Origin of the sequence: Paenibacillus sp. FSL H7-0943 (assembly GCF_037963265.1) — a bacterium.
GTDB classification, from domain to species: Bacteria; Bacillota; Bacilli; order Paenibacillales; family Paenibacillaceae; genus Paenibacillus_AQ; species Paenibacillus_AQ odorifer.
Map to the genome: position 1 here is coordinate 5,656,496 of NZ_CP150148.1, position 25,506 is coordinate 5,682,001.

General features: G+C 43.6%; 21 protein-coding genes. 1 reads left to right on the top strand and 20 read right to left on the bottom strand.

The genetic code is table 11. The features are described from left to right. Position 1: 1 nt before the first annotated feature. The 20 genes from NSQ55_RS24735 to NSQ55_RS24830 all read right to left on the bottom strand — a co-directional run bounded on the left by NSQ55_RS24735 (position 2) and on the right by NSQ55_RS24830 (position 24,643). Complete coding sequence (locus NSQ55_RS24735) at positions 2-2,374, bottom strand: DUF5696 domain-containing protein (protein ID WP_339169572.1); 2,373 nt, start codon at positions 2,372-2,374, stop codon at positions 2-4. 18 nt (positions 2,375-2,392) lie between these two features. Further along, entirely contained in the window at positions 2,393-3,007 is a 615-nt protein-coding gene (locus NSQ55_RS24740) for a YIP1 family protein (RefSeq protein WP_076129177.1), read from the bottom strand. Beyond that, complete coding sequence (locus tag NSQ55_RS24745; RefSeq protein ID WP_339169573.1) at positions 3,004-4,497, bottom strand: hypothetical protein; 1,494 nt, start codon at positions 4,495-4,497, stop codon at positions 3,004-3,006. The genes NSQ55_RS24740 and NSQ55_RS24745 overlap by 4 nt, the downstream gene beginning before the upstream one ends. An 8-nt stretch (positions 4,498-4,505) precedes the next feature. Beyond that, positions 4,506-5,366, bottom strand: coding sequence for a carbohydrate ABC transporter permease (locus NSQ55_RS24750; protein WP_339169575.1), 861 nt, complete (start codon positions 5,364-5,366; stop codon positions 4,506-4,508). Position 5,367: 1 nt separating this feature from the next. Beyond that, positions 5,368-6,333: a sugar ABC transporter permease gene (locus tag NSQ55_RS24755; protein ID WP_052097291.1), complete on the bottom strand. Its 966-nt coding sequence runs from the start codon at positions 6,331-6,333 to the stop codon at positions 5,368-5,370. Continuing rightward, positions 6,330-9,260 carry an extracellular solute-binding protein gene (locus tag NSQ55_RS24760; protein ID WP_280753685.1) on the bottom strand — a complete coding sequence of 977 codons (2,931 nt, stop codon included), beginning with the start codon at positions 9,258-9,260 and terminating at the stop codon, positions 6,330-6,332. Before NSQ55_RS24760 ends, NSQ55_RS24755 begins: the two co-directional genes overlap by 4 nt. A gap of 167 nt (positions 9,261-9,427) precedes the next feature. Further along, positions 9,428-10,864: an extracellular solute-binding protein gene (locus tag NSQ55_RS24765; RefSeq protein WP_339169578.1), complete on the bottom strand. Its 1,437-nt coding sequence runs from the start codon at positions 10,862-10,864 to the stop codon at positions 9,428-9,430. 75 nt (positions 10,865-10,939) lie between these two features. Next, positions 10,940-13,513 carry an alpha-L-arabinofuranosidase C-terminal domain-containing protein gene (locus NSQ55_RS24770; RefSeq protein ID WP_339169579.1) on the bottom strand — a complete coding sequence of 858 codons (2,574 nt, stop codon included), beginning with the start codon at positions 13,511-13,513 and terminating at the stop codon, positions 10,940-10,942. Between the two features lie 470 nt (positions 13,514-13,983). Next, on the bottom strand, positions 13,984-14,736 hold the full coding sequence (locus tag NSQ55_RS24775) for an ABC transporter permease (protein ID WP_081383954.1): 753 nt from the start codon (positions 14,734-14,736) through the stop codon (positions 13,984-13,986). Continuing rightward, the gene (locus NSQ55_RS24780) at positions 14,730-15,506 is read right to left on the bottom strand and encodes an ABC transporter ATP-binding protein (RefSeq protein WP_339169582.1); all 777 of its coding nucleotides are present in this window, start codon (positions 15,504-15,506) and stop codon (positions 14,730-14,732) included. Before NSQ55_RS24780 ends, NSQ55_RS24775 begins: the two co-directional genes overlap by 7 nt. Next, on the bottom strand, positions 15,487-16,479 hold the full coding sequence (locus NSQ55_RS24785) for an ABC transporter substrate-binding protein (protein ID WP_339169584.1): 993 nt from the start codon (positions 16,477-16,479) through the stop codon (positions 15,487-15,489). The genes NSQ55_RS24780 and NSQ55_RS24785 overlap by 20 nt, the downstream gene beginning before the upstream one ends. Before the next feature lie 236 nt (positions 16,480-16,715). Further along, positions 16,716-17,189, bottom strand: a complete 474-nt coding sequence (locus NSQ55_RS24790) for a YhcH/YjgK/YiaL family protein (RefSeq protein WP_076281915.1) — start codon at positions 17,187-17,189, stop codon at positions 16,716-16,718. A gap of 30 nt (positions 17,190-17,219) precedes the next feature. Beyond that, entirely contained in the window at positions 17,220-18,074 is an 855-nt protein-coding gene (locus NSQ55_RS24795) for a MurR/RpiR family transcriptional regulator (protein ID WP_051491079.1), read from the bottom strand. Between the two features lie 23 nt (positions 18,075-18,097). Beyond that, complete coding sequence (locus NSQ55_RS24800; RefSeq protein ID WP_339169587.1) at positions 18,098-18,976, bottom strand: ROK family protein; 879 nt, start codon at positions 18,974-18,976, stop codon at positions 18,098-18,100. 23 nt (positions 18,977-18,999) lie between these two features. Further along, on the bottom strand, positions 19,000-19,689 hold the full coding sequence (locus tag NSQ55_RS24805) for an N-acetylmannosamine-6-phosphate 2-epimerase (protein ID WP_036679646.1): 690 nt from the start codon (positions 19,687-19,689) through the stop codon (positions 19,000-19,002). A gap of 24 nt (positions 19,690-19,713) precedes the next feature. Next, positions 19,714-20,556 (bottom strand): carbohydrate ABC transporter permease, encoded by an 843-nt coding sequence (locus NSQ55_RS24810; RefSeq protein WP_081382492.1) that lies wholly within the window; start codon positions 20,554-20,556, stop codon positions 19,714-19,716. Positions 20,557-20,569: 13 nt separating this feature from the next. Continuing rightward, positions 20,570-21,445, bottom strand: coding sequence for a sugar ABC transporter permease (locus tag NSQ55_RS24815; RefSeq protein ID WP_339169590.1), 876 nt, complete (start codon positions 21,443-21,445; stop codon positions 20,570-20,572). Between the two features lie 84 nt (positions 21,446-21,529). Beyond that, a complete protein-coding gene (locus NSQ55_RS24820) occupies positions 21,530-22,936 on the bottom strand; it encodes an extracellular solute-binding protein (RefSeq protein ID WP_339169591.1) in 1,407 nt (468 codons plus the stop codon). A 148-nt stretch (positions 22,937-23,084) separates the two neighbouring features. Continuing rightward, positions 23,085-23,726: an SGNH/GDSL hydrolase family protein gene (locus NSQ55_RS24825; RefSeq protein ID WP_076186401.1), complete on the bottom strand. Its 642-nt coding sequence runs from the start codon at positions 23,724-23,726 to the stop codon at positions 23,085-23,087. Between the two features lie 5 nt (positions 23,727-23,731). Continuing rightward, the gene (locus NSQ55_RS24830) at positions 23,732-24,643 is read right to left on the bottom strand and encodes a dihydrodipicolinate synthase family protein (RefSeq protein ID WP_038573110.1); all 912 of its coding nucleotides are present in this window, start codon (positions 24,641-24,643) and stop codon (positions 23,732-23,734) included. Between the two features lie 507 nt (positions 24,644-25,150). On the opposite strand from NSQ55_RS24830, the gene NSQ55_RS24835 reads away from it, so the two are divergent. Further along, positions 25,151-25,336 (top strand): hypothetical protein, encoded by a 186-nt coding sequence (locus NSQ55_RS24835; protein WP_036679656.1) that lies wholly within the window; start codon positions 25,151-25,153, stop codon positions 25,334-25,336. The last annotated feature ends 170 nt before the right edge of the window (positions 25,337-25,506 follow it).

Below are 25,506 nucleotides of genomic sequence, written 5' to 3' on the forward strand. Positions count from 1 at the left end.
ATCATCCTCCTGTTACCGCATAGCTGAATGCCTCGACGGTCTGACCAGACACGTCAACGGACTGCTCATTATAGTTGACTATAATGCTCACACCGTTTGCATAAGTCGTCCGAAAGACCTTACTTTGCAGCTGCTCATGATTCGTCATTTGCTGGTTGCTAATGCTGTCATAGACCTCTTTCAATGCGAGATAATTCTGCACAGAAGGTGCCAGCCAGTTCTCAAGACTAGAGCTGAACAGCCGGTCTGCCATGGTTCTCTGAAGATCGCTAGTCGGAGCATAGGTTAATTCATAACTTGGAAGGGCTCCATATTCCAGCGCCCGTAAGGTTTGGTTACGGGAATCATCGTACAGATTAACCGGGCTTGCTGTATAAGGCACTAAGCCGTGTAACACCAGTTGATAGAAAGGAATCGCCCGATCTGTATAGACAAATTGACTGGAGTCGAGCGGCACTTGATCAATCCGGTTCACATGTCCTAATGTATAGGCAAAACCATAATCTACTGCCGTGTTAAGCTCACCTTTACGGAAGTTATCCAATGCATTAACATAAGTATCTTCTGTAAGCTGGCGGTCCGTATTGGATTTATTATCCTCATCGGAGTATAGCAAGCTTCCAAAGTGTTCAAACTGTACACCCTTCACACCCAGATCCTGAAACTTGCTTAACTCAGCATTACTGCGTTTTGCGATAACACTAGGTTTCATTAAATAGAAATAATCATCCGTATTCCACCGGGTAGAGAGATAGTAGACGTACTGCTTCAAGACTTCACGATTAATACCGCGGACAGCATCTCTGCTTGCCTTCACGCCGTTGCTATCTTGGTAAGGTTTCACGTAGTTAGCTTTCAAATAAAGATTTACGCCCTTGCCTGCGGCATATTCCTGAAGCTCTTTAAGTCCCTTTTTGCCTCCCAGCTTCTTCTCAACAGGGAATTGTTCTGGCTGGTTTCCGTATAAACCATTTTTGGACCATCCCTCGATCGTAATCTCTAGCTGAGTAACACCCTCTGCCTGATATTGATCAATCATGTTCTTGATTTGTTTAAACGTAGCTGCTTCTATAAAAGTTGAACCGATGACTTCATCACGTGAAATCCCGCCGAGCACTTGAAGATACAATGGCGTGTTCTCAAGAACTACTTCCTTGACCTTTTTCTCTTCCATTAAGTAATTACGGTATTCCTTCGCCATCCCAACGTAGTTGGCTTCCTCGCCTTGGAGCAGAACATAACGTACGCTACGATCGGTTTTGATCATCTCACCCTGATAATAAGGAATTTGGCCGGAATTGCCGACAAAAATAACATCATCCTTGCGCAGAGTGAATTCACTTGATGCTCTATAAAGCGAAATAGCGCGAATGCCTGATGGAACACCGTTGATTTTAGCATCGGTATCTCCCTTAGTGACAATTGCTAAATATCCGGTGTCTCCCTGATAGATCCCAAACACTGGCAAAGCGATAGCTTTTTTAAGAGGTGCCGCCTTTTGCCAAGAGTTATCCGTAATTTCATGATTTTGTTTCACAAAGGTTTCGTCCCCGCCGTAAATGTATTCAGAATAACCTTTCAAATAAGCGGGATGATCTTTCCGAAACTCCAGCAATGCCCCTGAACCATCTGGAAGCATCATTGCCCCCTCTGCATCTTCTCTAGCCGCATGAAAAAATGGCAGAACCTCCAGACTCGTGAATTTCGCATTCCCCTCTTCCTTCAAGTACTCCTGTGGAATGGAAGCCTCAAATCCATTAGCAGTCAGTCTGTACTCCAGAGCAAAAGAAAGCTTCAGGCTAATAAAAGCAAACTCCGCGCGGACGACATCTTGCTCAATCGTTACGGTAACCGTGGAGTCTTCATCTTTAAGTGGGTAGACCTGTGTAATATCAGCCCCCTGTGTGTATCTGGCATAAATCGGCGCGGTCGTGTATTTCTTAATATTTGGCATGGCTGTTCGCTCCAGCTGTGGAGATCCAAGCCACTCCTTGTTTGTGATTTTGTCTGTGATGCGAAGATTTCCCGATTTCTCATCTACATATAAAATATAGCGTTCGTTCTCCAATGCTTTTGTTCCAGGCGTGACCGGCTGCAGCTCAACCTTCTGTACAGGTGCTGCTACAGCGGCTGGAGCCTGCTCTTCTACGGGAACCGTGGTCTCCTTTTCTTGTACAGAAGTGGCCTGCCCTTCAGCTGGTTCAGTCACCACCGATGTTTGCTCTTGCCCAACCTCTTTGCTTTCTTCAGTCTGAACAGACTGCGCAGCGGTGGACGGATCGGCGGAACTGTGTAGGGGTTGAACATTTATCACTGCGAACAGCATCATCACAACAATACAGAGAATGCCCCGCACTTTAACTTTTTTTCTCATCGTGTTACCTTTCCCTCCTTACGCGCGCAATCTCAATTCTTTGAGCAGATCGACAATAAATGAAACAAATTGATTGGAAATACCAAATAGCAAAATGCCTACAAACCAGATAATGGCGATCCCTATTACACTGATTATGGTGATAAAAATAACCTTGCGAATCTCAAAATCATGCAGGATCTTCACCTTCATTAAAATCAACCAAGCCACCCAAAGAATCACAAACTTGTGCAGCAGATTGAAGGTTGAAGCCTCATCCAGCGAAAGGACCAACGTTAGCAGTGTGACTGGGATGATAAAGAGCATGTATGGAACAAGCGCAAAGGCACTGCCCACAAAAATCTCTTTAAATTTTCCCTCACCATCCATAATCGTACTGACACCCCAGTTCGAGACACACCAGGTCAACCAAGGAACGATAAGCCAAATAAACTCATGAAACATAGAGATTTCATGCGGCTCTCTAGTTTGAAAAGCATACCCTGTAATCAGAATCGAGATCATTCGTGCCACAAAGGTCAGTAGAACGATGGCAATCCCCTGTATCCAGCGGATACGCTGCTTTCCTTGAATATCGTTATAGAACTGATAAGGATGAACTACAACCTGATGAATCATTCGCAAAGTGTTCATCCAATCTCCCCCTTTGCCGGGTCCAATACTGCCTTGTTTCCTCTATACAGCCAGGTATGGAATCTCCGGTATAATCTCGGCGCACTCCAGAACAGTACTAAGAACAGTCCAATTCCGCCGGCGAAGAAATAAGTAAAGTGCTCCCGGATATACAATTTACGATATTCGCGGAAAGCGGATGAATAGTCAGCTTTGGAATTTGAAAGCTTGAAATAGCTCATAGATTCCTTATATTGCTCTGCTTTATAAAGTGCTTTGCCGATAGCCTGATAAGCCATATCATAATTGGCGTTCAATCGCAGCACCTCTTGCCATAAGGATTGCGCTTCGTCATAGCTGCCATCTACATATAGCAAAGATGCCTGATGAACCAAATCCGCAAACGGCGTGGTCCGGAAGCGATCGATTCTGCCCCGTCCTTTATCCACTACATAGATCAGACCATCAGCGGTTTGATCTACGGCGGAAGGAGTCACGAAGAGTCCATTCTGATCCCCAATCCCGCCGAAGCTGAATAACAAATTCCCCAGCTTGTCATATTGAAAGACTTTACTGGACTGCAAATCCAGCGCGGTTATAAATCCGTTCTTATCAATACTGATCCCCATAAAGGAAGCCATACTGAATGGACCCTCGGAGTAATAATCGCCGTACCAGCGTTTACCAATGTTTAGCGTATCTACGCCTACCGGAGATAACCGTTTGATCTGGTTATACTCTTCGCCCAGGGTTGTGCTGTAGATAAATCCTTCTTCATCCAGATCCACGTTTGAGAACTCAGAAGGTTTAACGGTCGCCAGCTGGTTCTGCTGCTCTTTGGTGGCCACCAGCTTAATTAAGAGTCGTGTCCAGGAGAAGCCTACATGGTTCGCTCCATAGAACCCCTTGAACTTACCGCCCGAGTCAATTTGCAGCAACCCCTGCGTGTTACCATCGCTCACCACATACATATAATCACGCTTATCTACAACTAATTTAGAAGGAGAATAAGAGAAATTAGCACCCAGTAATGGGCTATCCGGTTTTAGAAACTCTTTTACGAACTTTCCATTTTTATCAAAAATAGCAATACGCGCGTTTTTTGTATCTGCTACATATAACGTTCCATCCTCTTTCACGAATACACCCTTCGGCTCCTGCAGCTTGCCGCTGCCCTCCGCATCACCGATCAGATTTAGCAGACGACCGTCCTTATCCATATGAACAATACGGCTATTGCCCGTGTCTACTACGTAGAGTGAATCGTCATCACTAATAAAGAGAGATTCCGGATTTTTGAAGGACCCCGTATCTGTTCCTGTTGGATCGATAGAAGAATCGTAGAGATAACCATTAATCGAGCGGACCTCATTGCCGGACTGATTCCACGTATACCCCTCATACGGGGCTTCGCCAGCTAGTGCCTGCCCTGGAAGCAGCAGCACTGGCAGTGTCAGCGTCACCAGTAGCCCTGTTAGCAGCATTTTTTTCATATTGCGTCCTATCATCATTACTCCCCCTATTCCTTCAGCCCCGAATGGGCCATTGTCTGAAGCACCATCCGCTGCGTTAATATAAAGACAAGAATAGTCGGGAGAATCATCAAGAAGCTTGCTGCTGCCAAAGTACCTACCCTAGCAACGACTCCGGCTCCACCACTGATGGTTTGGATGGCAAGCGGCAATGTCTTCATTTCCTGAACAGTCGTATACACCATTGAAGGATACGGATCATTCCAAGCAGAAATAAAGCTAAATAAAGCAAAAGTCGAAATCGCCGGCTTAAGCATTGGCATCACAACCACCCAGAATACCTTCCATTCTGAAGCCCCGTCTATGCGGGCCGCCTCTAATAAAGCATCTGGAAGCTGCCGCAGGAACTGGGTCATAAGAAACATTCCCATCGGTGCAGCCAGATAAGGTAAGATCATTGCAAAATACGAATTCATTAATCCGCTGCGGCTAATCAGCAGATATTGCGGAATTTGCAATACTAAAGGTGAGAACATCAGCGCCGCCACAATCATACTAAAGATAGCGCTTTTAAATGGCATATTGTGCTTGGCAAGCGGATAAGCCGCCATTGCTGAAATTAAGACACCCCCGACCACAATCCCCGATGTAACGACCACGCTATTGAAAATAAACCGTGAGAACGGCACCGCCGAAGTTCCGGTAATTAACAGCAAATCACGAAAGTTCACCAACGTCGGATTCACTACGAAAAACCGCGGTGGGAACAGGAATAGTTCGCTTGTTGGTTTTAAAGCAGTCACTGCCATATAGACAAGTGGCAGCAGCATAATTAGGCCAAACACCGTTAAGAACAGATATAAAAAGATGCTGCCATAGTCAATACGCCGTAAATTTATTTTGTGCATCCTAATCCCTCCCCAGCACTTTGAAGATGAGACGGTTGAGCCCAAGCATCAAAGCGAACAGTAATACAGCAATCGCTGACGCATATCCCATCTCAAAGCGGATAAATGCGTAGTCGAACAGATGCGCCATAATCGTATGGCCTGCATAAAGGGGACTCGGAAATCCAACAAGCCGCATACTGACGTCAAATACGGTAAGCGAACCGACCACCTGCATCACCGCACCGAATAACAGCTGTGGTTTGACGCATGGAATCGTAATGTACCATAGCTCCTGCCAGCGGTACTTGACCCCATCAATTGAGCCAGCTTCATATAAATCTGTCGGTACATTTTGAAGTCCGGCCAGAAAAGCAAGGAAACCTACCCCCATACTCATCCATAAGGAAACTATGATGATCACCGGTACGATCGAATCTACATTTTGTAGAAATAAATAAGGTTCATTGATAATCCCCAGCTGAATGAGCCAGTGATTGAGCAACCCCTTGCGGTCTCCGGCGAACAAATACAACCAAACCACGGACATTGCTACTGCACTTGTAATCGATGGCACATAGTAGCATAGGGTATAGAAAAAGCGGAACTTCTGCGGAATCTGGCTAATCAGCCAGGCCAGCAAGAAGGCCATAATATAACCTATCGGACCTGTAATAATGGCAAATTTCAGCGTAATCCCAACAGCTTTAAGAAAGATATCATCGTCTACAAACAACAGCTTATAGTTAGAGAAGCCAATGAATCTCGGTGTCTCAATAATGTTGTAATAGCTGAAGCTTAGAACGACGGACATGATAATAGGAACAATAGTAAAAACGGTGAATAGAATCAGGAAAGGGGCCAAGAAATAATAGGAAACTTTATTTTTCTTGATATCTAACCAAAGCTGAGTCCATTTCCCGGGAGTTTTCGTCGGCTGCATCTGTACGGCTTCGTTCTGTGCCGGTGTAATTATTTCACTACTCATTTCTGACCTCCTTCCTCTTTGGCGCTTGAAGTCTGGGAAGTTTCAATTCCGAACTCTTCGCGTTTCTTACTGAGCTCTTTATTGATTTCACGCACACCTTGCTCCATCGCCTCCCGCGGGAATTTACCGTTGAGCACAATTTCATTCCAGATGTTGGCGATATGCCGGGTCGTGTAATATCCTCCAAGCACCACTTCGCGCTCTTTAAACCACTCCCACTGTTCCATAATGGCGTCGATATCATCTTGCTGCCACGGCAGACGTTTGAGTGCTTCAACATTGGCTGTATTCCAACGAGCTTCAACACCCAGCAAAGACTCAAGCTCTGAGCCGAAGTTCTCCTGTGCATCCGCACTGGTCCACCATTTCAAGAACTCCCAAGACTCTTCTTTCATATCCGTATCCTTAAAAATAATTCCTGTCTGTGCAAGCCCGCCTGTAGAACGGTTAATCTGTCCATCTGCTTGTTCAATACCCGGCATTGGTTTCATGCCCCACCAGCCTGTCAATTCAGGTGCGGCAGTAGATAACAGAATGTATGTGGAATAATCAGCAACGCCGATTGGCATCTCTCCAGAACGGAAACGGTTATAGAAATCCGCTTGTTTCTGCAGCTTGTAGTTCGTAAAGAGTCCCGTCCACATTTTCATAGCTGTCAGTGCTTCTGGTGAATCCAGATCAGACAACATCCCATTATTCTTATAGAAATCCCCGCCATACTGGAATAAGAACGGCGCAAACTCATTAATGGCTAGACTCGGATTGTTCGGGGCATGTGGATAATAGAAGTCCATCCCGTTTTGTTGCAGCACAGGAATCAGTTCCATAACCTCTTGCCACGTATTCGGAATATCCTTCTCGCTAATGCCCAGCTGTGCCATAATATCTTTCCGGTAAAAGAGCATCGTGAAGTTCTGATTCTCCGGCAATGCGAAGTCTCCGTTATCATACTTATAAGGAATCAGTGCACCCGCTCTGAAACGTTCAGCAACCTCTTGATAATCTGAGAATTCATTCAGATTCACGAGTGAATTCCGCACCGCGAAGTCAATCGGCACTTCACCCTCAACCCCCAGTGCCACATCGGGAGCAAGTCCGGCAGTATTGGCTAATAACAGAATCTGCTTCTGATCCGCTGCAAGCGTAGGAATAATATTGACGTTCACCTTGATGCCCGTGTTTGGTGTAAAGTCCTCATCCACCATTTGCTTAATGATCTCCGCCCAATCACGTCCACGAGAGATCCAGACATCCAGCACCTTTTCATTTTTGTACGTATTCCCTATGCCGCTGTAATCCTTTGTAAAAGAACTAAAGAAGTCATACGTCATCGTCCCTACACGGGTATACCAAGGAGCCGCGTCTTTAGGCCATGGCTGATCTTCCGACTTCACTTCAATATAGTCCATTACAATACTCTGCTTCATTAATCCGTTGACCCATAAGCCAAGCGATGACTGCAGATCCGTAAATTGCTGAAGACGACCTGGAATACTTGAGGTATCCTTCGCCATTTCCAGGAACCGATCACGTGCTTCATAAAGCGTACTCAGCTCAGAGCTTCCATCAGCAACGCCAAAAGCATACATATCCTGCACAGCATCATCCAACGTCCGCGCCATCAAATGTAAACGTGGCACAAGATTAGGAATGTTCTGCTCCAGCTGCCAATCCCCGTTTGGATCAGGGTTCGTTCCCGTTACCTGCGTGATTTCACGTCCCAAAAGAGACATTTTATGTGTAGTGTTCAGCACAGCTTCAATCATTCCGCCTACACCCGATACTTGAACTTCCATCCGCAACGTATGCTTGCCTTGTTCGAGATAAAAGAAGTATTCTCCGTCCTCATTTCCCAGCTTGTTTACTTGCCATTCCGCTTTGTAAGGGAATTTCAAGGCATTCAGCTCTTGGAACGGTACCTCGCCATCAATCATAATCCGGCGTTCCACCGGTATCCCGTTTAGGAACCACTGGCCGTAACGAATTGCGATATTGTAGAGCCCTGACTCAGGAATCTCGAAATCCCATTCCGCCCATTGTCCACCCGTACGCCACCCGACACCCCCAAAACTATTAAGCACAATAGCATCTTTGTTAAAAGGTTCGGTGAGTGGCTCCCGGTCCTCGATCCGCTTCAGCGTTGGATCTGAACGAAGGGAGGATTCTTCTGCCTGAATTTTGATCACTTGATTCTGAACAGGCTTGTAACCCTTATTCTCATACTCCTGCTTCACTTCCGCATAAGTCGGGAGCGGTTCTGGAGAAAATATTCTCAGTTCACTAAGTGCGGCCGGCTCTCGGATGGCTTCCAGCTTCACCGTATGCTCCCCTTTGGTCAGATAAAAGCGAAAGGGATCCGCAGTTCTGGCCTCGGCATCTCGAAACTCCCGATATTGCCAGCCTGTTACCTCTTCCCGCTTGGGATTAAATTCATTCCCTTGATTGTCCAGCCATGGCTCTGCACTTTCCTTCCACATCCGCTGGAATTCCATTTTTTTTACTTGAGAGAATAAATACTCCCCATCAATCTTTACGCTTCGAATGATCGAGGATCGTTTACCAGGAAGGGCATAATACTCCATCCCCATCTGATACAACCCATCTGCCGGAACCGTAAATGTATATTCCACCCAGCTATCCTCTGCTTTAAGCGCTAGTACCTTGCCGGGTTTTCCACCAAGATCCGTCATTACCTCTGTACCTTCAGAACTAATGGCCTTATAATCCGCCGAAGGAATAGCAAGCGTAAAATCCGATGAGTCCTTTGCACCATCCTGTTGTTTTTCCTCGTAATAGCTTAAGTAAGAGGCTTCGAGTTTTGAATTCACACTATCGCTTTCTAAAATAGAGCTTTCATCAACATCCGCATAAACGGGGATGCCATCCATCGCTGAATTATCAAACCCTCGTGATTGATTCCACCACACTAGGGAGACTCCTAAAAGTACCAGTAACAACAAACTAATCTTATATTTTCGCAGTATGCGTAACACGCATCGGTCTCCTCCCATCTTTACGGGCCTCTCGGACTTAAGTGAATACAAGCAGGGCAGCTCTGGCAATTGCAGGCTGCCCCTCCTGTTATTAGATTTCCTTACGGCTGCATTCCCATTGCCTTTTTAAAGGCAGCAATTTCTTTGGAAGCTTGCTTCAAGACATCATCACCAATTTTTTGAATAGCCGTCTTGGAATCTGTGTTCTTAGCCAGTGCATCACCGATCGCGGCTATAAAGATTTCCCAGCCCTTGTTATCTACTGGTGTAAGGTGTTTGACTGGAATATCGTTGCTTAATTGCTCATATAGTTTAAATTCCTCTTGCCCACCCAGATATTCATTTTTAGTGTTTGCGTACCAATCAAGACTGGAAATATCCTTGTAACCCGGCTGAATGGAATGTTTTGTCCAAATTTTCCAAGCATTTTCACTTCTCATGCTCCACTGAATGTAAGCCCATGCCGCTTCTTTATTTTTGCTTTGCGAAGGGATAACAAAGCTTGATCCGCCCATTCCCACGTTAATTCCTATTGGCAACCGGGTTACCTTCCATTTTCCGGCAAGCTCAGGGAATGTTTCTTGAAGTCCGCGTGCTCCGAATGAACCCGATACGACACCAACCAAATCACCTTTTAGAACTAGCTGTTTACCTTCGTCTGAGCCATAACCGATATGAGGTGCCCAGCCCAGCTGTTGTCCACGTTTTGTAATATCAAGAACCTTCACCATTTTGTCCGTATTACGTGTCCAGTTCATATCCTTATCAAAGTAGCCGACTTCATCTCCTGCCCATACGATCGGGCCATCGCTCCACTCCATGAAATATTTACCGTTAGCTTTCAAAATTTGAGCCAGGTTCAAGAGATTCTCTTCATCTTGCATGTATTCGCCAAGCTCAGCAGGATCACTTGGCAATCCAAGCTCTTCAAAAATGTCTGCACGGTAGTAATAAACCCCCGGTGTCATATCCCAAGGCATACCAAGCAGCTGTGAGCTGTCTGGTGTCATCCAACGCTCCCAGTTATATGGAACAACCAGATCTTTATATTTTCCAGCGTTATAAGGCTCTTCCAAAAGATTCTCCAGCACATTGCCCGCCATATAGCGATTCAACTGGTACATTTCTACTTCTGCTACGTCCGGTGCCCCGCTACCTGCGGCGATTGTCGTTTGCAGCTTGTCATGCAGGTCGCCAAAGGGCATAACTACCGTCTTCAACTTGATTCCAGGATATTCAGCCATAAATGCAGCGCCGACTTCCTCGAACACTTTTTCATTAAAGGCCCAAACGGTAACCTCACCTTGAATATCTTTGCTTGGCAGGTCGTTGGCAGGATCTACTGCTTCCGTGCCCTCAGTAGCTGTTGCATTGGTTGGTTCACTAGCATTATTAGTTTTTTCAGTGTTCGTTTTACCGTTGTTAGCTGCATTTTGATTCGTCGTTGAGCTTCCAGCGCTGCTACAGGCTGACAGAATAAGCACAAAAACCATTACCATACATACGACTAAACTGCTCGTTTTTCTTTTCGAACTCATAACCTAACCTCCCTCTTAAATTGAACAAATAAATGCTTGTTTATAGTGAAGGAGTGAACCTCCCTCCGTGACCGGCTATTTCCCCCCTTCCTTTAGTCTTAACACGGTCACGGAATATTTCGGGAATTCAAACTCCAGACTACCTTTGTCTACACTTACCTTTTGAGTTACAGGTGCCACCTTGTCAGGTTCAGCGAAGCTATTCTCAGCATTTAAATCGTCCGACTGAAGTACGGTAGCTGTTCCTTCCAGGCTTGATGTGGCAAGTCCGGTAAAAGAAACATCCGTGCGCTGAGCAGTGTCACCCGCATTAACGACTTTAACGATCAGCTCACCTGTGGCAAGATCACGGCTCGCAGTTTGGAACAGCGGCCCTGCTGGACTTTCATCGTTCACCTCTTGTATAAGCTCGTCGTCGAGATAGAGCCGGATATTAGCACCTGATAATTCAATGCGGATATCGTACAATTTCCCAGTCTCAATCCTTACAGGAACCGTTCTTCCGATGACTGCTCTTGTTCCACCTACTGATTTTTCAATCGCGCTCTGCGTATTTCCCCAGCCGCCAAGATTCCACCAATAGAAGTTGCCTTCATCTTTAGAGCCGAACATAATGAGCATACCTTCTGCTCCGCCAGTCTTTTTCGCCTTAAGAGAAAGTGTATAATCACTCCAGGAAGCCTCACCGGCAACTGCGCGAATATCAATATCATTAGAAGTCTGCTTAAAAGTACCCTTGGATTGTTCCCAGTCCCCATTGTTTAGAGTCCAGGCTCCGGAATCCTTCTTGAAATGATCTTCAAAAAGAACGTCATCACCTTTCGCTACTCGTACATCGCTGTACTCTACCTGGGTGGCCCAAGTCCCCAAACCAATTCCACCTTGAATGGATTGCTTACCGGAGGTTTCTTCTTGACCTAGAGCCACAAGTGAGGTTGGAAGAACTACATCCCCCTTATCGCTTCCGAACATCTGCTGCACATGATAAGAAGGTGTTCCGTAGCTAGTCGATGAATCAAACACAATAGCGTCCGGGTTCCAAGTACGATCCTTCGTATTCACAAACAACGGGGCATAAGAGGACATTTTTACGATATCAGAATTCCGTTCCATGCCCATCATAAAAGCGGCCTCGCCGATTGCAGCGTTCAGATTGCCTTCTCCGGCACCCTTGGTTACCGCATACTCACCAACATAAATCTCAGGACCACTCCGGTCATAAGTATCGTATCTGTTCGAGTTGCTGAGGAACCATTCAGTGGTTTCATAGTAATGCTCATCAACCATCTCGATAGGCTCACCTTCAACTGCCGCATTGGCAATGAGATGAATCTCTGGATACTTCTCTTTAATTGCTTTATAAAACAAGCCATAACGCTTAATATATTCACTCATCTGGAAATTGTTTTCGTTACCAATCTCTACATATTTCATATTAAAAGGCTCCGGATGACCATTGGCGGCTCTTTGTGCCCCCCATTTGCTAGTAACCGGTCCGTTTGCATATTCAATGGCGTCCAGCGCATCTTGTATCCATGGCTGAATTTCACTGACTGGAACGGTATTCTGCTTGGCTATAGGATCTCCGTTATGTGAAATCCCGATATAAGCTACATATAATGGTTCCGCTTTCAGATCTTCGGCCCATTGCAGATATTCGTGAAAGCCCAGCCCATCTGAGGAGCGGTAATCCCAATATCCCTTATGACCGGGACGCGTTTCAATCGGACCAATGGTGTTCTTCCATTGATAAGCATCAGTTGGCGTTTTCCCTTCCACAAAACATCCCCCCGGAAAACGAACGAATGCGGGTTTCATCGCAGCTACCTTTTCAGCCAAATCGATGCGAAGCCCATTCTCCCTGTTGTTCCAAGTCTCAGGAAACAAAGACACCATATCGAGATAAACAGTCCCTACATTGGCAGCAGAGATTACAATTCGTGCGTTTGCTACAGTACCTGTAGAAGTCAGTGTGTATGTATATGGATGCCATCCTTCTTTTAACTTATCAACGGTCTGTTCTGCATATAGCTCTTTGCCATCTGGGCTCTCTAACGTTATACGCAGTGGCATATTGTCCCCTGGCTCTGGCCGCGCATAGAAAGACAACTTGTAACTGGCCTCCTTCATCAAAGCAATCCCCCAGTAACCATTATTCACAGCAGATACCGAACCACCCTCGGCAGCTGATGATACTGTTAAAGCCATTGCCTGGGTCTGAGCATCGTTCAAAAGCTTACTGCTGGTCAGAGCAAGCTTCCCTTTACTCCCTCCTTTTTCATCAATCCACCAATTGAACAGTGTGACCGAACTATCCTCAAAGGAACGATTGGAAATCAGCTCTGCATATAGCCCTCCATCTCCCGCATGATTAATCTCTTCGAAAAAGGCTCCGTACAACATCGGGCTGATCTTAGCTCCCGGATTCCCCGTATCCACAGTCAACGTATATGCGGTTCCACTACTTGTGTTAGCTGCTGTCGCCGTTGGAAGAGTTTCCTTTCCCGCTTCACCCGTTGCTTCTTTGGCAGACTCCTGAGACAGTGTTGCTGGGTTTTCGCCCTTAGAAGCCCAATAATACGTCAGCCCGCCAATCACAATCACGAAAATCAGCACCGTAAGCCATAGCTTCCGTCCATATTTATTCAAAGATAATTCCCTCCAACTTTTTATTAGCGTTTTCATTTTTATGAAGTGAACAGATCCTTCCATTCGTAATAACTTAAAATCATTTCACAAAACCTAAATGAATCCGTTTCCATTGATAAAATACCATACTAAAATCTGGTTGTAAATAAATTAAACTAAACCTTTTTATACTTTTATGAATATAATTTCCAATAGTTTTGCAAGAAATTAAGAGATTTATTAGTTTTTTTAAAACAAATTCCCTCTTTTCATCTCACCATCTTTATATTTTTCTAAAATAAACGGGGGTTTACAGCCCTAAGTAAGTTTAATTTTCATTTTTTTCTTCATTTATTTTACTGTTTTATTTTTCCATTCAAATAATAATGAAACTAAAATTAATTGTATTGCCCCCAAAAAATCATATAAAAAAAGCTCCCCCTTGCCTAAACTCAGGCAAAGGAAAGCTATAGTTCAATCTCCAACTAAATTTAGTTCCGCCACTTCATAAACTTGTAATCAAGAAAATCAACAAGCAAGAAGAGAATAAAACCGACCAAGCTGAACAACATAATTCCCGCATACATCTCCGGATAATCTAATCTTAACCACGCATCCATGATGAAAAAGCCCATACCATGCTCTGTTCCATAGATCTCCGTAAAAAACAGTACAGATATCGCCGTTCCAAGCGAAATACGAATCGTACTCAGAATTACTGACAATGCACCCGGCAGTGTCACATGCCAGAACTTCTGCACAGCGCTGGCACCTATACTAGTTAAGACATCATAGGTATTGTCCGGAATAGCCTTAACCCCATCCCTTACCGAAATGATGATCTGAAACAATAAAATCAGCATGATCATTAGGATTTTGGACGTCTCCCCAAGCCCGAAGAACAGCATCACTACTGGAAGCAGGGCAATTTTGGGAACAGGATAGGTCAAGTAAACCACAGGGTCCAGCAGTTTGTTCCAGGTCAATGAACGTCCCATTAGAAGACCTATAAGCAGTCCAATAATTAACGCCAGTACCACACCTGCAAAAATTCTGAACAAGCTATACCCTACATTTATAGCAATATCCTGCGCCCCTAACTGAAACATCGCCTTATATACAGCAAAGGGACTTGGCAGAATCGAATGGTTCATAAGTAAAAATGCGATATACCAGACTACATTCATACAGACAAATACAAATAGAAGCCTTACTAGATGATGAAGTCGACGTTTGTTTACCATATCTCCTGCATTACCTTTCTAATCCGCTTAGTCTGCTCAAAGTAATCCACACTGTCCCGCTTATCCTCATGCCTCATATGAAACACCAAATGATTATCAATAATTTCAGGCGTAGTTTCTTTGTTGGACGGCATGACGATAATCTTTTGCCCCAGCAGAATCGCTTCTTCCACATCATGAGTGACAAATAACGTAGTCGTTGGGTTAGCCAGCCAGTTCTCTAAAAAGAGGACCTGCAGCGTTTCCCTTGTTATCGCATCGAGTGCAGAGAATGGCTCGTCCAGCAACAGAATAGTAGGCAAAATGGCAAAAGCTCTGGCAATCGCTACTCTTTGCTGCTGGCCTCCACTGAGGGATAAGGGATAACGTTCTGCTAAATCAGAGATCCCCATCGACGAAAGCCACTGCTTAATCTGCGTCTCCCGTTCTTGCTTGGATGAACTTGCCGTATGCGTAATCTTCATCGCTATCTGAATATTATCATGTACAGTCTTCCAAGGAAGAAGCCCGTAGTTCTGCGGCACCAGCCCGATTAACGTTTCTTTCTCATGTACAGATTTCTCATTAAAAAGAATTTGTCCCTGATAGCTAGGCAGCAAGCCCGCAATCGCCCGTAATAAGGTTGATTTTCCGCTGCCAGAGGGTCCGATAATGGTGTAGATCCCATGTTCCGGCAAAGATAAATCCACCTGACCTAAGGCTAATTGTCCGCTCTTATATTCTACTTTCAGATCCTTTATGGCGAGTCCTTTATTTCTTGAATTGGACATCAGAAATCACATCTTCAGCCGAGATATTTTTGCTAAGCAAACCTTTTTCCCGTCCCCAAGCAAATGCAGCCTCTACTTCCTTCACATCCACTTGATAAGCTGGTACATAATCTGGTACCTTGATCTCATCTTTTAATGTTTCTGGATATCCTACTTCTTTGATTACAAGATCGATATATTCAGATTGTTCATGGGATTTCATATAAGCTACTGCTTCATCATAAGCAGCATACATACTGCGGATAGCTTCTGCTTTGGCATCAATTGCAGTTTGCGGGAAAGCTAATACGAACGGATTTACTCCCGCAGTTATCGTTGAGCTCAGTACACGCAGGCCTGAGGTTTTGCCCATCGTTACAAAAGGTTCTGGCAAAATAGCCGCATCCGCCTTATTATTCTTAAGCAATTCTAACCGGGTCGGAATCTGTGGAACCTCTGTCACTGTAATATCATCTTCGGTCAGACCTGCTTGTTTCAGCATCATGGCCACTGTATATTGTGTGGAGGTATTCTTGGACAAAATCACGGTTTTCCCCTTCAAACCCTTCACATCCTGTATCGATTCATTTCCAGTCAGCAAATCAAATTCCCCAAAAGTTGTACTGGTGATCTTCACATCCAGTCCAGCCTCATTGTAAATGGAGATCGCAACCAGGTCAGCACTTAGACCATCCAGCTTGCCTGCTTGAAAAGCTACATCCCGATCTTTGGCGCTTTTAAACGTCTGGATGTCCAGATCCACACCGTGGTTTTTATCGAAACCTTGTTCATGTGCGATGATAAAAGGAATAGCATCAATCGAGGGTAATAAACCGAGCGACAAGGAGGTAACTTCTTTTGCAGCCTCTGGAGCAGCTCCCTCTGACGATTCTGTATTTGTATTATTTTTCGAACCACAACCGACTGCAAGTGCAGCGATGACAACAACCATCATAGATAACAACAACATTCTCTTTAGACCTTTATTCTTCATTTAACTCTCCTGCCTCCATTATTCTTTCTATAGTGTAATTCTCTGTAATATTCTTTGCTCACTCATAAATGTGCATGCAAAAAAATCCTTAAGCTCTACCAAAAAAGCTTTAGGCATGTTAAGTTTACCACCAATCTTTATATTTTGTATATTTATAAATTTAGATATAAGTAAATAGAAGCGACGCAAAAAAAGCTGACAGCGGAATGGTTCCGCTACCAGCCTCAATCTCTATGTTATGGAGTTAGTAGATTTGTATGGATTTTAATGACAGCTTTTTTAATCTGCTGCCCCGGTTGACCCATACCCGGTCTGTGAACATCATGAGGGAAAAAGACCGCGAACATTCCAGGCTTCAAAGATAACAATATTTCATCTGCTGATGGGGGATAAAGCGCATATTCTCCTTCGGCATCGTAAGGCTTAATGGGCTCGATCCCTTCTTGCAGGGGTGCCCAGCCAATCGTTTCTTCACCTTCGATCAGATAATGCACATCAATATAAGTCTCATGCTTCTCTGCGGCTTGTTCCTCCAGCGATTTTGCCTCCAGAGCCATAATCGAAGCATACATTTCGTTCCCGCGGATTTCGATTCGCCCAAGATCAGGATCATGTTGTAAGATTACTTTCAATTCCTCAATAGCCTCAACAATGACAGGATTCTCATACTTGATATGCTCTTCCCAAGATGACAAAGAACCTAAGATCATAACTTCCCATTCCCCTCACATCTTAATGTGCTAAACCAGTTTCTCACTGACTGCTGAAGCTGTAGTTTCTTTATTGATTATGGATTGCTCACTAGTCTTCTTGAAATATTCTACATATAAAATATCAAGCAGATAGAGCTGCGATATCTTTGCAGATAATGAACCCCCTTGCAGCGGTCCTTCATTAGCACCACATAGCAGGGTCAGATCGGAGTACGAGGTTAACGGTGACTTTTCAAACCTAGTAATGGATATTACTTTGGCTCCTCGTTCCTTTGCTTTTCTCGCAACCTCAATGCTATCCTTGGTCGAGCCGGAATAAGAAATCACAACAGCGACATCCCGGTTAGACATCAACGCTGCCGACATCATCTGCAGATGTGAATCCATTAAACATTCCGTTTTGTTCGTAATGCGCATAAATTTAATCTTGGCTTCCATAGCTGTGACTAGAGAAGAGCCCACACCGAAAAACAATACACGTTCTGCATTAATCAAATACTCAATGGCCTCACTGATCTTCTGTATATCAATTAAATTATAGGTCTCGTTGAGTGCACTTACATTCGTGGTCAGCACTTTAGAAGCAACAGCTTCAATCGTATCATCCATCAGAATTTGATCGGTAAGCTGCGGGATCTCATTCTCCACAGTGATGCTATGTGCCAATGCGATCTTGAACTCTTGATACCCTTTATAACTTAAAGATTTGCAAAATCGAAATATACTTGATTCCCCAACATCACATGCATCTGCAAGATCAGTAATCGACATGTAGACTACACTTCTCGTATTCTCCAGTACGTAGTCCGCTACCTTCTTCTCCGTATTCGTCAAATTATTGTATTTAGAATGAATTGAAGAAAAAATACTGATTGTCCGCAAAAAAGCCCCTCCTTTTCAATAAATTAATGTACGAATAAGGAGGAAGCTCCCAGCAGACCTGCCTTATTCCCTAATGAGGCTTTAACAATTCTCACTCCCGCAAAGCTTTCCATAATCAAAGACTTCGTGCGTTCTTCTACCCTTCGAACCAAATCTTCTTGTTCCATTACACCGCCACCAATAATAATCGCGGATGGATTGAAGATATGTGTGATAGAGGCTAAACCCACAGCCACTTCAGTAATCCATAGATCTAAAATACGTTCAAGCTGCTCATTTCCGCTCTGTATTTTATCAAATAAAGCTTTTCCGTCCGTGCATTCGGGATCTGCCAGCTGAGCCATCTTCACTAAAGCTGTAGTTGAAGCGTATTTCTCATAATACGGCAGTCCTTCTACTCCGGATGGGGCCGACAATGGGTGAGTAAAGATATGGCCAAATTCAGCCGCTACCCCATTAGCCCCTTTATAGATTTGGCGATTAATGACGATCGCACCGCCAATGCCTGTGCCAAAGGTTAGACATAAGAAATTGTTAAAGCTCTGAGCAGCTCCATAATAAGCTTCGCCTAATGCTGCTGAATTCACATCGTTCTCTACCATAACAGGTTTATAAAAATGATGGGTGACAATATCCTTAATTTTCATTCCAGTATATCTAGGTATATTTTCGTTAGCATAGACAATAAATCCTTCTTCTGCATTAACTTGGCCCGCGGTGCTTATGGCAATGGCATCAAAATGATCGTATTCTGCAATCTTTTCCAGCATTCTCGAGATTACATGGGGTCCCCCCAAGTAGCTTTCTGTTGCATACTCCTTGAAGTCATGTACACTCCCCTGTTTATCGCATATACACATCTTGGTATTGGTACCGCCAATATCTACGGCTACAATTCTCATTCCCATCTACCCTCTCTGGCGTTCTACTGAATAGCGTTCACAAACCGCTTCGTAATCTCCATCGGTCTCGTGATCGCAGAGCCAACCACTGCTGAATACACACCTAAATCAAACATGGTCTTTAATTCTTCAGGAGTGGAAACCCCACCTTCAGCTATAACGGGAACAGAGAAGTTGTTGACGATTTGTTGAACCAATTCAAAATCTGGCAAGTTGCGGCCTTTAGTAGCCTCGGTATAACCGCTCAAGGTAGTTCCTATCAGATCAAATCCCAGCTCAACAGCCTTCGCAGCTTCCGCAAATGTAGAACAATCCGCCATAAACAGTTGATCTTTATAGGTCTCTTTTAAAAGTGGAAAAAGTTCAGAAATAGTAGATCCGTCCGGGCGAATCCGGTCTGTAGCATCCATAGCAATGATATCTACCCCTTCGCGGTACAGCTCATCGACTTCCTTTTGAGTGGGTGTAATAAAGACTTCAGAGCCTTCATACACCTTTTTGATTATCCCAATGATCGGCAGATTCACTTGCTTTTTGATTTCTTGAATATCCGCTACGCTGTTTGCCCGAATTCCAGAAGCCCCGCCTAAATAAGCAGCATAAGCCATTCTCCCCATAATAAACGGGCTATGCAGCGGTTCTTCTGGTAAGGCTTGACTGGAGACGACTAGTTTATGTTTTATTTTTTTAAGTACATTATTTTCAGTATTCATCAGTAACCCACTCCACATTTTTATTTATTCTTTAACTGCTCCTGCCGTAATCCCATTGGTGAAGAACCGTTGGAATAACATGAACACTAGCAACATCGGAATTGCAGCGATGGTAGCTCCGGCCATTTTATAAGCGAAATTAGGATTCAAATCCTGCATTAAGGTCGCAGTACCAACCATTAATGTTTTCATTTTGTTCTCTTGGCCTATAACCAGCTGCCACAAATAATCATTCCAGACTTGCACGAAATTCAGAATAAATAAGGCTCCAATACCAGGTTTGACAATAGGCAACATGATGCGCGTGAAGATTCTCCATTCATTTGCACCATCTATTCTCCCGGCTTCTCTTAAGGCATTAGGGGTTAAATCGAAGAATCCCTTTAATAGGAACACTCCAAATGCACCCGCCACGTTCGGCCAAATCATACCGTTATAACTATTTACCATTCCAAATTGTTGGGTGATCCGGAATAAGGGCACAATCATAATTTCTTTAGGAATCATCAAACTAGATATAAAGATAATGAAGATTATATTTTTACCTTTAAAATTAATCTTTGAGAACGCATAGGCGGCCATAGAGCCTACAACGATAACCAAAATAGTAGAAATACCTGATACATAAATACTATTAAACGTCCATCTTAAAGCCGGCTGGTTCTGAAATACATCCACATAGTTGGAGAATGTAATCGATTTGGGCCACCAGTCTGGAGGCATCTTCACAACATCCGAGCTGTTCTTGAGTGAACTTGTGAATAACCAATATAGTGGAAAAAGATTAAGGAGTGCGAAGAGGATAATGATCACATTCGATATCACATCAAACTTCTCTCTCTTTTTCTTGTTTTTAATCTTCGACATGTTGTATTCCCCCTCACTTCACCTTAATAATGCTTCGTAGCTGTGGCACAGACAGTATCAATGTAATCACGAACATGATAACCCCTACCGCAGAAGCTACACCGAGTTGGTTATATTTAAAGGCATTATTATAAAGGTAGTACATCAGCGTTACGGAGGAATTGTTCGGTCCGCCACCGGTCAATAACTGAATAACTACAAAGATTTTTAATACGGCAATAATATTGATAATCGTAATATAAGTTGTTGTAGGTCCTACCGAAGGAATCAGGATCTTTGTAATCACTTGCCATCTGCTAGCACCATCGATTTCTGCTGCTTCAAAAAGCTCTTTCGAGACACCAATCATCGCAGCTATATACAGAATAATTGCCTGGCCCACGTTAGTTGCGAAGGTTACAAATATCACGACTGGCAGAACCGTCTTTGGATTTCCCAGCAGATTAATCGTCCCTAGTCCCATGTCTTTATATAGATAAGAGATAAGTCCGTTAGCCGGATTCAGCAAAAAGCTCCAGACCATACTCATAACCACCATGGACACCATTACCGGGATATAATAACTTCCTCTAATAAAGGAAACGTACTTAGCATTCTTATCAAATACCGCAGAGGCTACGAACAATGCAAACCCCACTGTAAGTAGAACGATAAATATTACGAACACAACGGTGTTGATAGTAGCCTTAAAAAATACCGGATCATTAAACAATGTGGTGTAATTGGCAAAACCCACAAACTTCTCGCTGTCATAATTAATCTGGTATAGACTCAGCCGCATCCCTTCTAAGATCGGATAGACAAGAAAGGCTAAGAATACTATCATCTGAGGTAAAATAAACAGATAACCTGTAATATTCTCTTTTAGGTAATTACTACGTAGTTTCATATCGTTTACCTTTCTAATTAACAGCCCTAGAGTCTCTTCAGACCCTAAAGGCTGTCAATCGTGTATTGTTTATCTGGTCTTAGATTATTGGAAAATTACAGAGCCAGCTTTATTGGTCTCAATCACCTTGTTGCCACTTGCCTGATAATCTTGCACAAACTGTTCCGGTGTCTTAGCTCCCATGTAAAGTGCTTGTAGCTCTGGATATAAGACCTCTCTTAATTGGCTGTATCCTGGAACGTTGCCTGTGAAGTTGAACAAATATTTAGAGTTGGCATCGTAAGCTGCAAACAGTGGATTTTCTGCTTTAAGTGCTTCGGCTACAGAACTTCTTACAGGAATACCATTCTTAGAGGATTTAACTAACTCAGGATCGCTTGAGAAGAACTTCACGAAATCCTTAGCTACTTCAGTCTTCTTAGCATCTTTGGACTTGAATACACTAGCGCCTACTACATAAGTAAAGGATAGAGGATCTCCGCTTTCCGACGGAATATTAGCAAGTCTCATATCGAATTTCGCTGCCGTACCGTCCGCCATATTTGCTTTCGCACCATTAAACAGAATCGGGTTAGTGAAACTGATTGCTAATTGCTGATTTTGGAACATAGCATTGGCATCATTAGAAGAAACAGATTCTGCACCTGGATTTGTATATCCGCCGTCATATAGGTTTTTCAGCCAAGTTGCAGCTTTAACTCCGTTCTCATCATTCAGGACAATGTTGCCTTGATCATCAAAGAACTTATTGCCGAACATTCTCATATAGGCAAGGTTCCATGTATCGCCCTGATTATTTACAGCGAATAATGCCATTGGATATGCATTGGAATACTTATCCTTCGGCAGATTGTTTTTCAGACCCTCAAGAATTTGTTGATATTCATCCAAGTTCCAAGTTTTGATTTCGGATTCTTCACCCACAAACTTTTCTAAGCCTGCTGCTTTAAACATGTCCGCGTTGTAAACCAAGGTGCCTGGGTTGTGCTGGAATGGATAGAAATAAATATCTTCTCCGAACGTTACAGCGTCCCAGTAGTTTTGAGCAATATCGCTTTTCGCGTCTTCATCAATGATGTCGGTCAAAGGAACCAATGCTCCCCGGTGAACGTAATCGCCCATCGGGAATACACTCTCAAAGAACACATCTGGAGGTGTTCCTCCGCTTAAGTTAACGTTAAGCAATTGATCGCGCTGATCTCCAGCAATGACCTCTATTTGAATATCTGCATCGTATTTATCATATTGTGCTTTGAATTTCTCAGCGGCGTGCTTTAGGAAGCTATCATAGTCCGCGCCTGCCTCCGTGGCATCCACAACACCCTTCCACTGTGGAGTCAGCCATACTCTGATCGCCACTTTTTCCTTCCCAGATGCAGAAGAATTATCGGATGTATTAGAACTCGCAGCATTGTTACCTGAGCAACCTGAAATTAAAGAAATAATCACCATTAGCGCAACCATTGTCGAGAGTAAACGTTTTTTCTTCATTTATAAACCTCCCTAAAAGTTTTGTGAGCATTACCTTCTCTGAATCGCTACGTACAAAACTCGCATCGAAAGCATACGCTTAAAGTTTTGTGAGCATTATCTTCTCTGAATCTCTTCGTACAAAACTCGCTTCGAAAGCATAGAACCTTTAATTTAAAATCCGTTTAGCATGGTATTGCACTAAATCGGCCATGTTGCGATGTCCTTGCGGATCAAGATGCATATAATCAATTTCATTCATCGATACATGGTCTCTGGAATCTACAAAGTGGATACCAGTTCCCGTTAGCAAAGCTGCAAGATGCTCAGCGAGCTCCATAGACTTCTCACTACATCCGCTACCCATTGGTTTGCCAATAGGGGTATGAATATACTCTGCTCCAATCGGAGGGGGCGCGATTACTAGAACCTCTGGAGCCTTCCCCTCAGGTCCTGCACCGCTACCTTTAGCTTTAAGAGCCAGTCTAACAATACCTTGTGCGATGTTATAAGAAGTTAATCCAAACCTTTCTTTGGTATCATTGGTCCCAAGCATGATCACAACCAAGTCTAATGGCGAATGTGACATCAGGCAGGGATAGATATAGGAAATTCCAGAAAGTCCTTCAAATAGAGGGTCCTCACTGACACTTGTTCTGCCGGGAAGCCCTTCTTCGATCATACGGTAGGCGTCACCCAATTCTGTATGAAGAATTCCCGTCCAACGAATATCATCCTTAAATCTGCGGTCTGTCTCTGCGTCGTAGCCCCAAGTATTAGAATCGCCAAAGCATACGATGGATTTCTTCATTTGTCTTAACCGCAATATCTTTCAATAGCTTGATCAATCAATTTCATAATGTCTGCGATCGGACCAGCATCTTCAGCGGCTACTGCCTCAAGCGGTGCTCTTACGCTACCAATGTTTACGCCTCTTAATTTTAGAATCTCTTTTATTCCGGCATACATGGCACCTTTGAGCGAACAAAGGGCGATGATAATATCGTTGATATCGCTTTGAATTTGTCCAGCTTCTTCGAACTTACCAGCCTTAACAAATTCATTTGCTTGCAGGAACAGCTCAGGCATAACCGCATAGGTTCCACCGATTCCCGCATCCGCTCCCATGATTCTTCCCGCAACATATTGTTCATCCGGTCCATTAAATACCACTACATCTTTTCCACCCACTCTTTTGAATCTTTCAATATCCATAGTCGGCATAGAGGAGTTCTTCACACCAATCACCTTTTTGTTCGCAAGCAGCTTCTCAAATAGGGACGGAGTCAGTGTATATCCAGTAGTCTGAGGAATGTTGTAGATGATGAAGCTTAGAGGGGTTGCCTCCATAATCTCGCTCCAATATTTATAGACTGCACTATCAGGTAACTTGAAATATATAGGCGGGATTGCGGATAATGCATCGTATCCTAAGGTTGCAGCATGTTTCGCTAACTCAATACTATCTCTAGTGGAAGGGGCACCCACGTGGGCAATCAGTGTCATTTTACCTTTCAGGTTACTAGCTACGTAGCTTAGTACCGCTTTGCGTTCGTCGAGACTCTGGTAAATACATTCTCCTGAGCTGCCTCCCACATATACACCTTGAACTCCTTTTTCAAATAAGTAATCACATAAAGCATGCGTCCGGGATTCCGAAATATTTCCTTGATCGTCATAGCAGGCATAAAAGGCAGGTATAATTCCGTGGAACTTTGTGAGTGTCATTGTTAATCCCCCTTAAGTTGTGAGCGGTTTCTTTTCTACATAAACAAAATATCATTATATTTTGCTTTTGTAAATTATTTTCTCTATTTTTAGAAAAATAAAATTTATTTCCACCAATCTTATTTATGATTAGCAAAATAATGGTTTTCAGTGCAACTCGCAGCTAATAATCATTTATTTTTCCATATTCATTAGAAAATAATCCTGTAAATTCTCCACCCTAAATTTATTTCTTCAGGGCAGTATTTGTTGGATATACGGATGTAAAATAATTTAAAAAAGTGGTACTAATGAGTATCCTTTCAGCTTCACTAAAAGTGTCTCCTACAGGGAGACACTTCTCTCCAGATGAAGCACAAAACCTAAATAACACACAATGTTCACTGAATAATCTGTGTTTTTCAGACGGACACACCTTTTAAAAAATGGAGTTTAGGATTATAATGAAAGCGTAAACAAAGAACAACAAAATCTATTTTGTTTCTTCGCCAAAGGAGGCTGGAGGAAATGCTAGCAGGACTTAAGGAACTTAAAAATTGGGTGACAGAAAACTGGAATCCAACATTGAATACAGGTAATGAGGACTACCGGAAAATGGAGTACTCCGTGGAGCGCCATCTGCACACTCCGCAATCTCCGAAACCACTTAGCTATGAAGAAGAGGCTCGCATCAAGACCGTTAAATTTCATTAATTAACCCTTTCAGATAAAGATTGATTCATAACGAAGATATCAGACCGCCAGTTCTGGAAGTAATTTCAGTGGATGCGGTCTTTTATTATGCCTTGTAGTTGTATAACGAAAAAACCTCCTCCACCCTAAAGGGTGAAGAAGGCTAATAGGTTACTTTCGAGGACATGCAG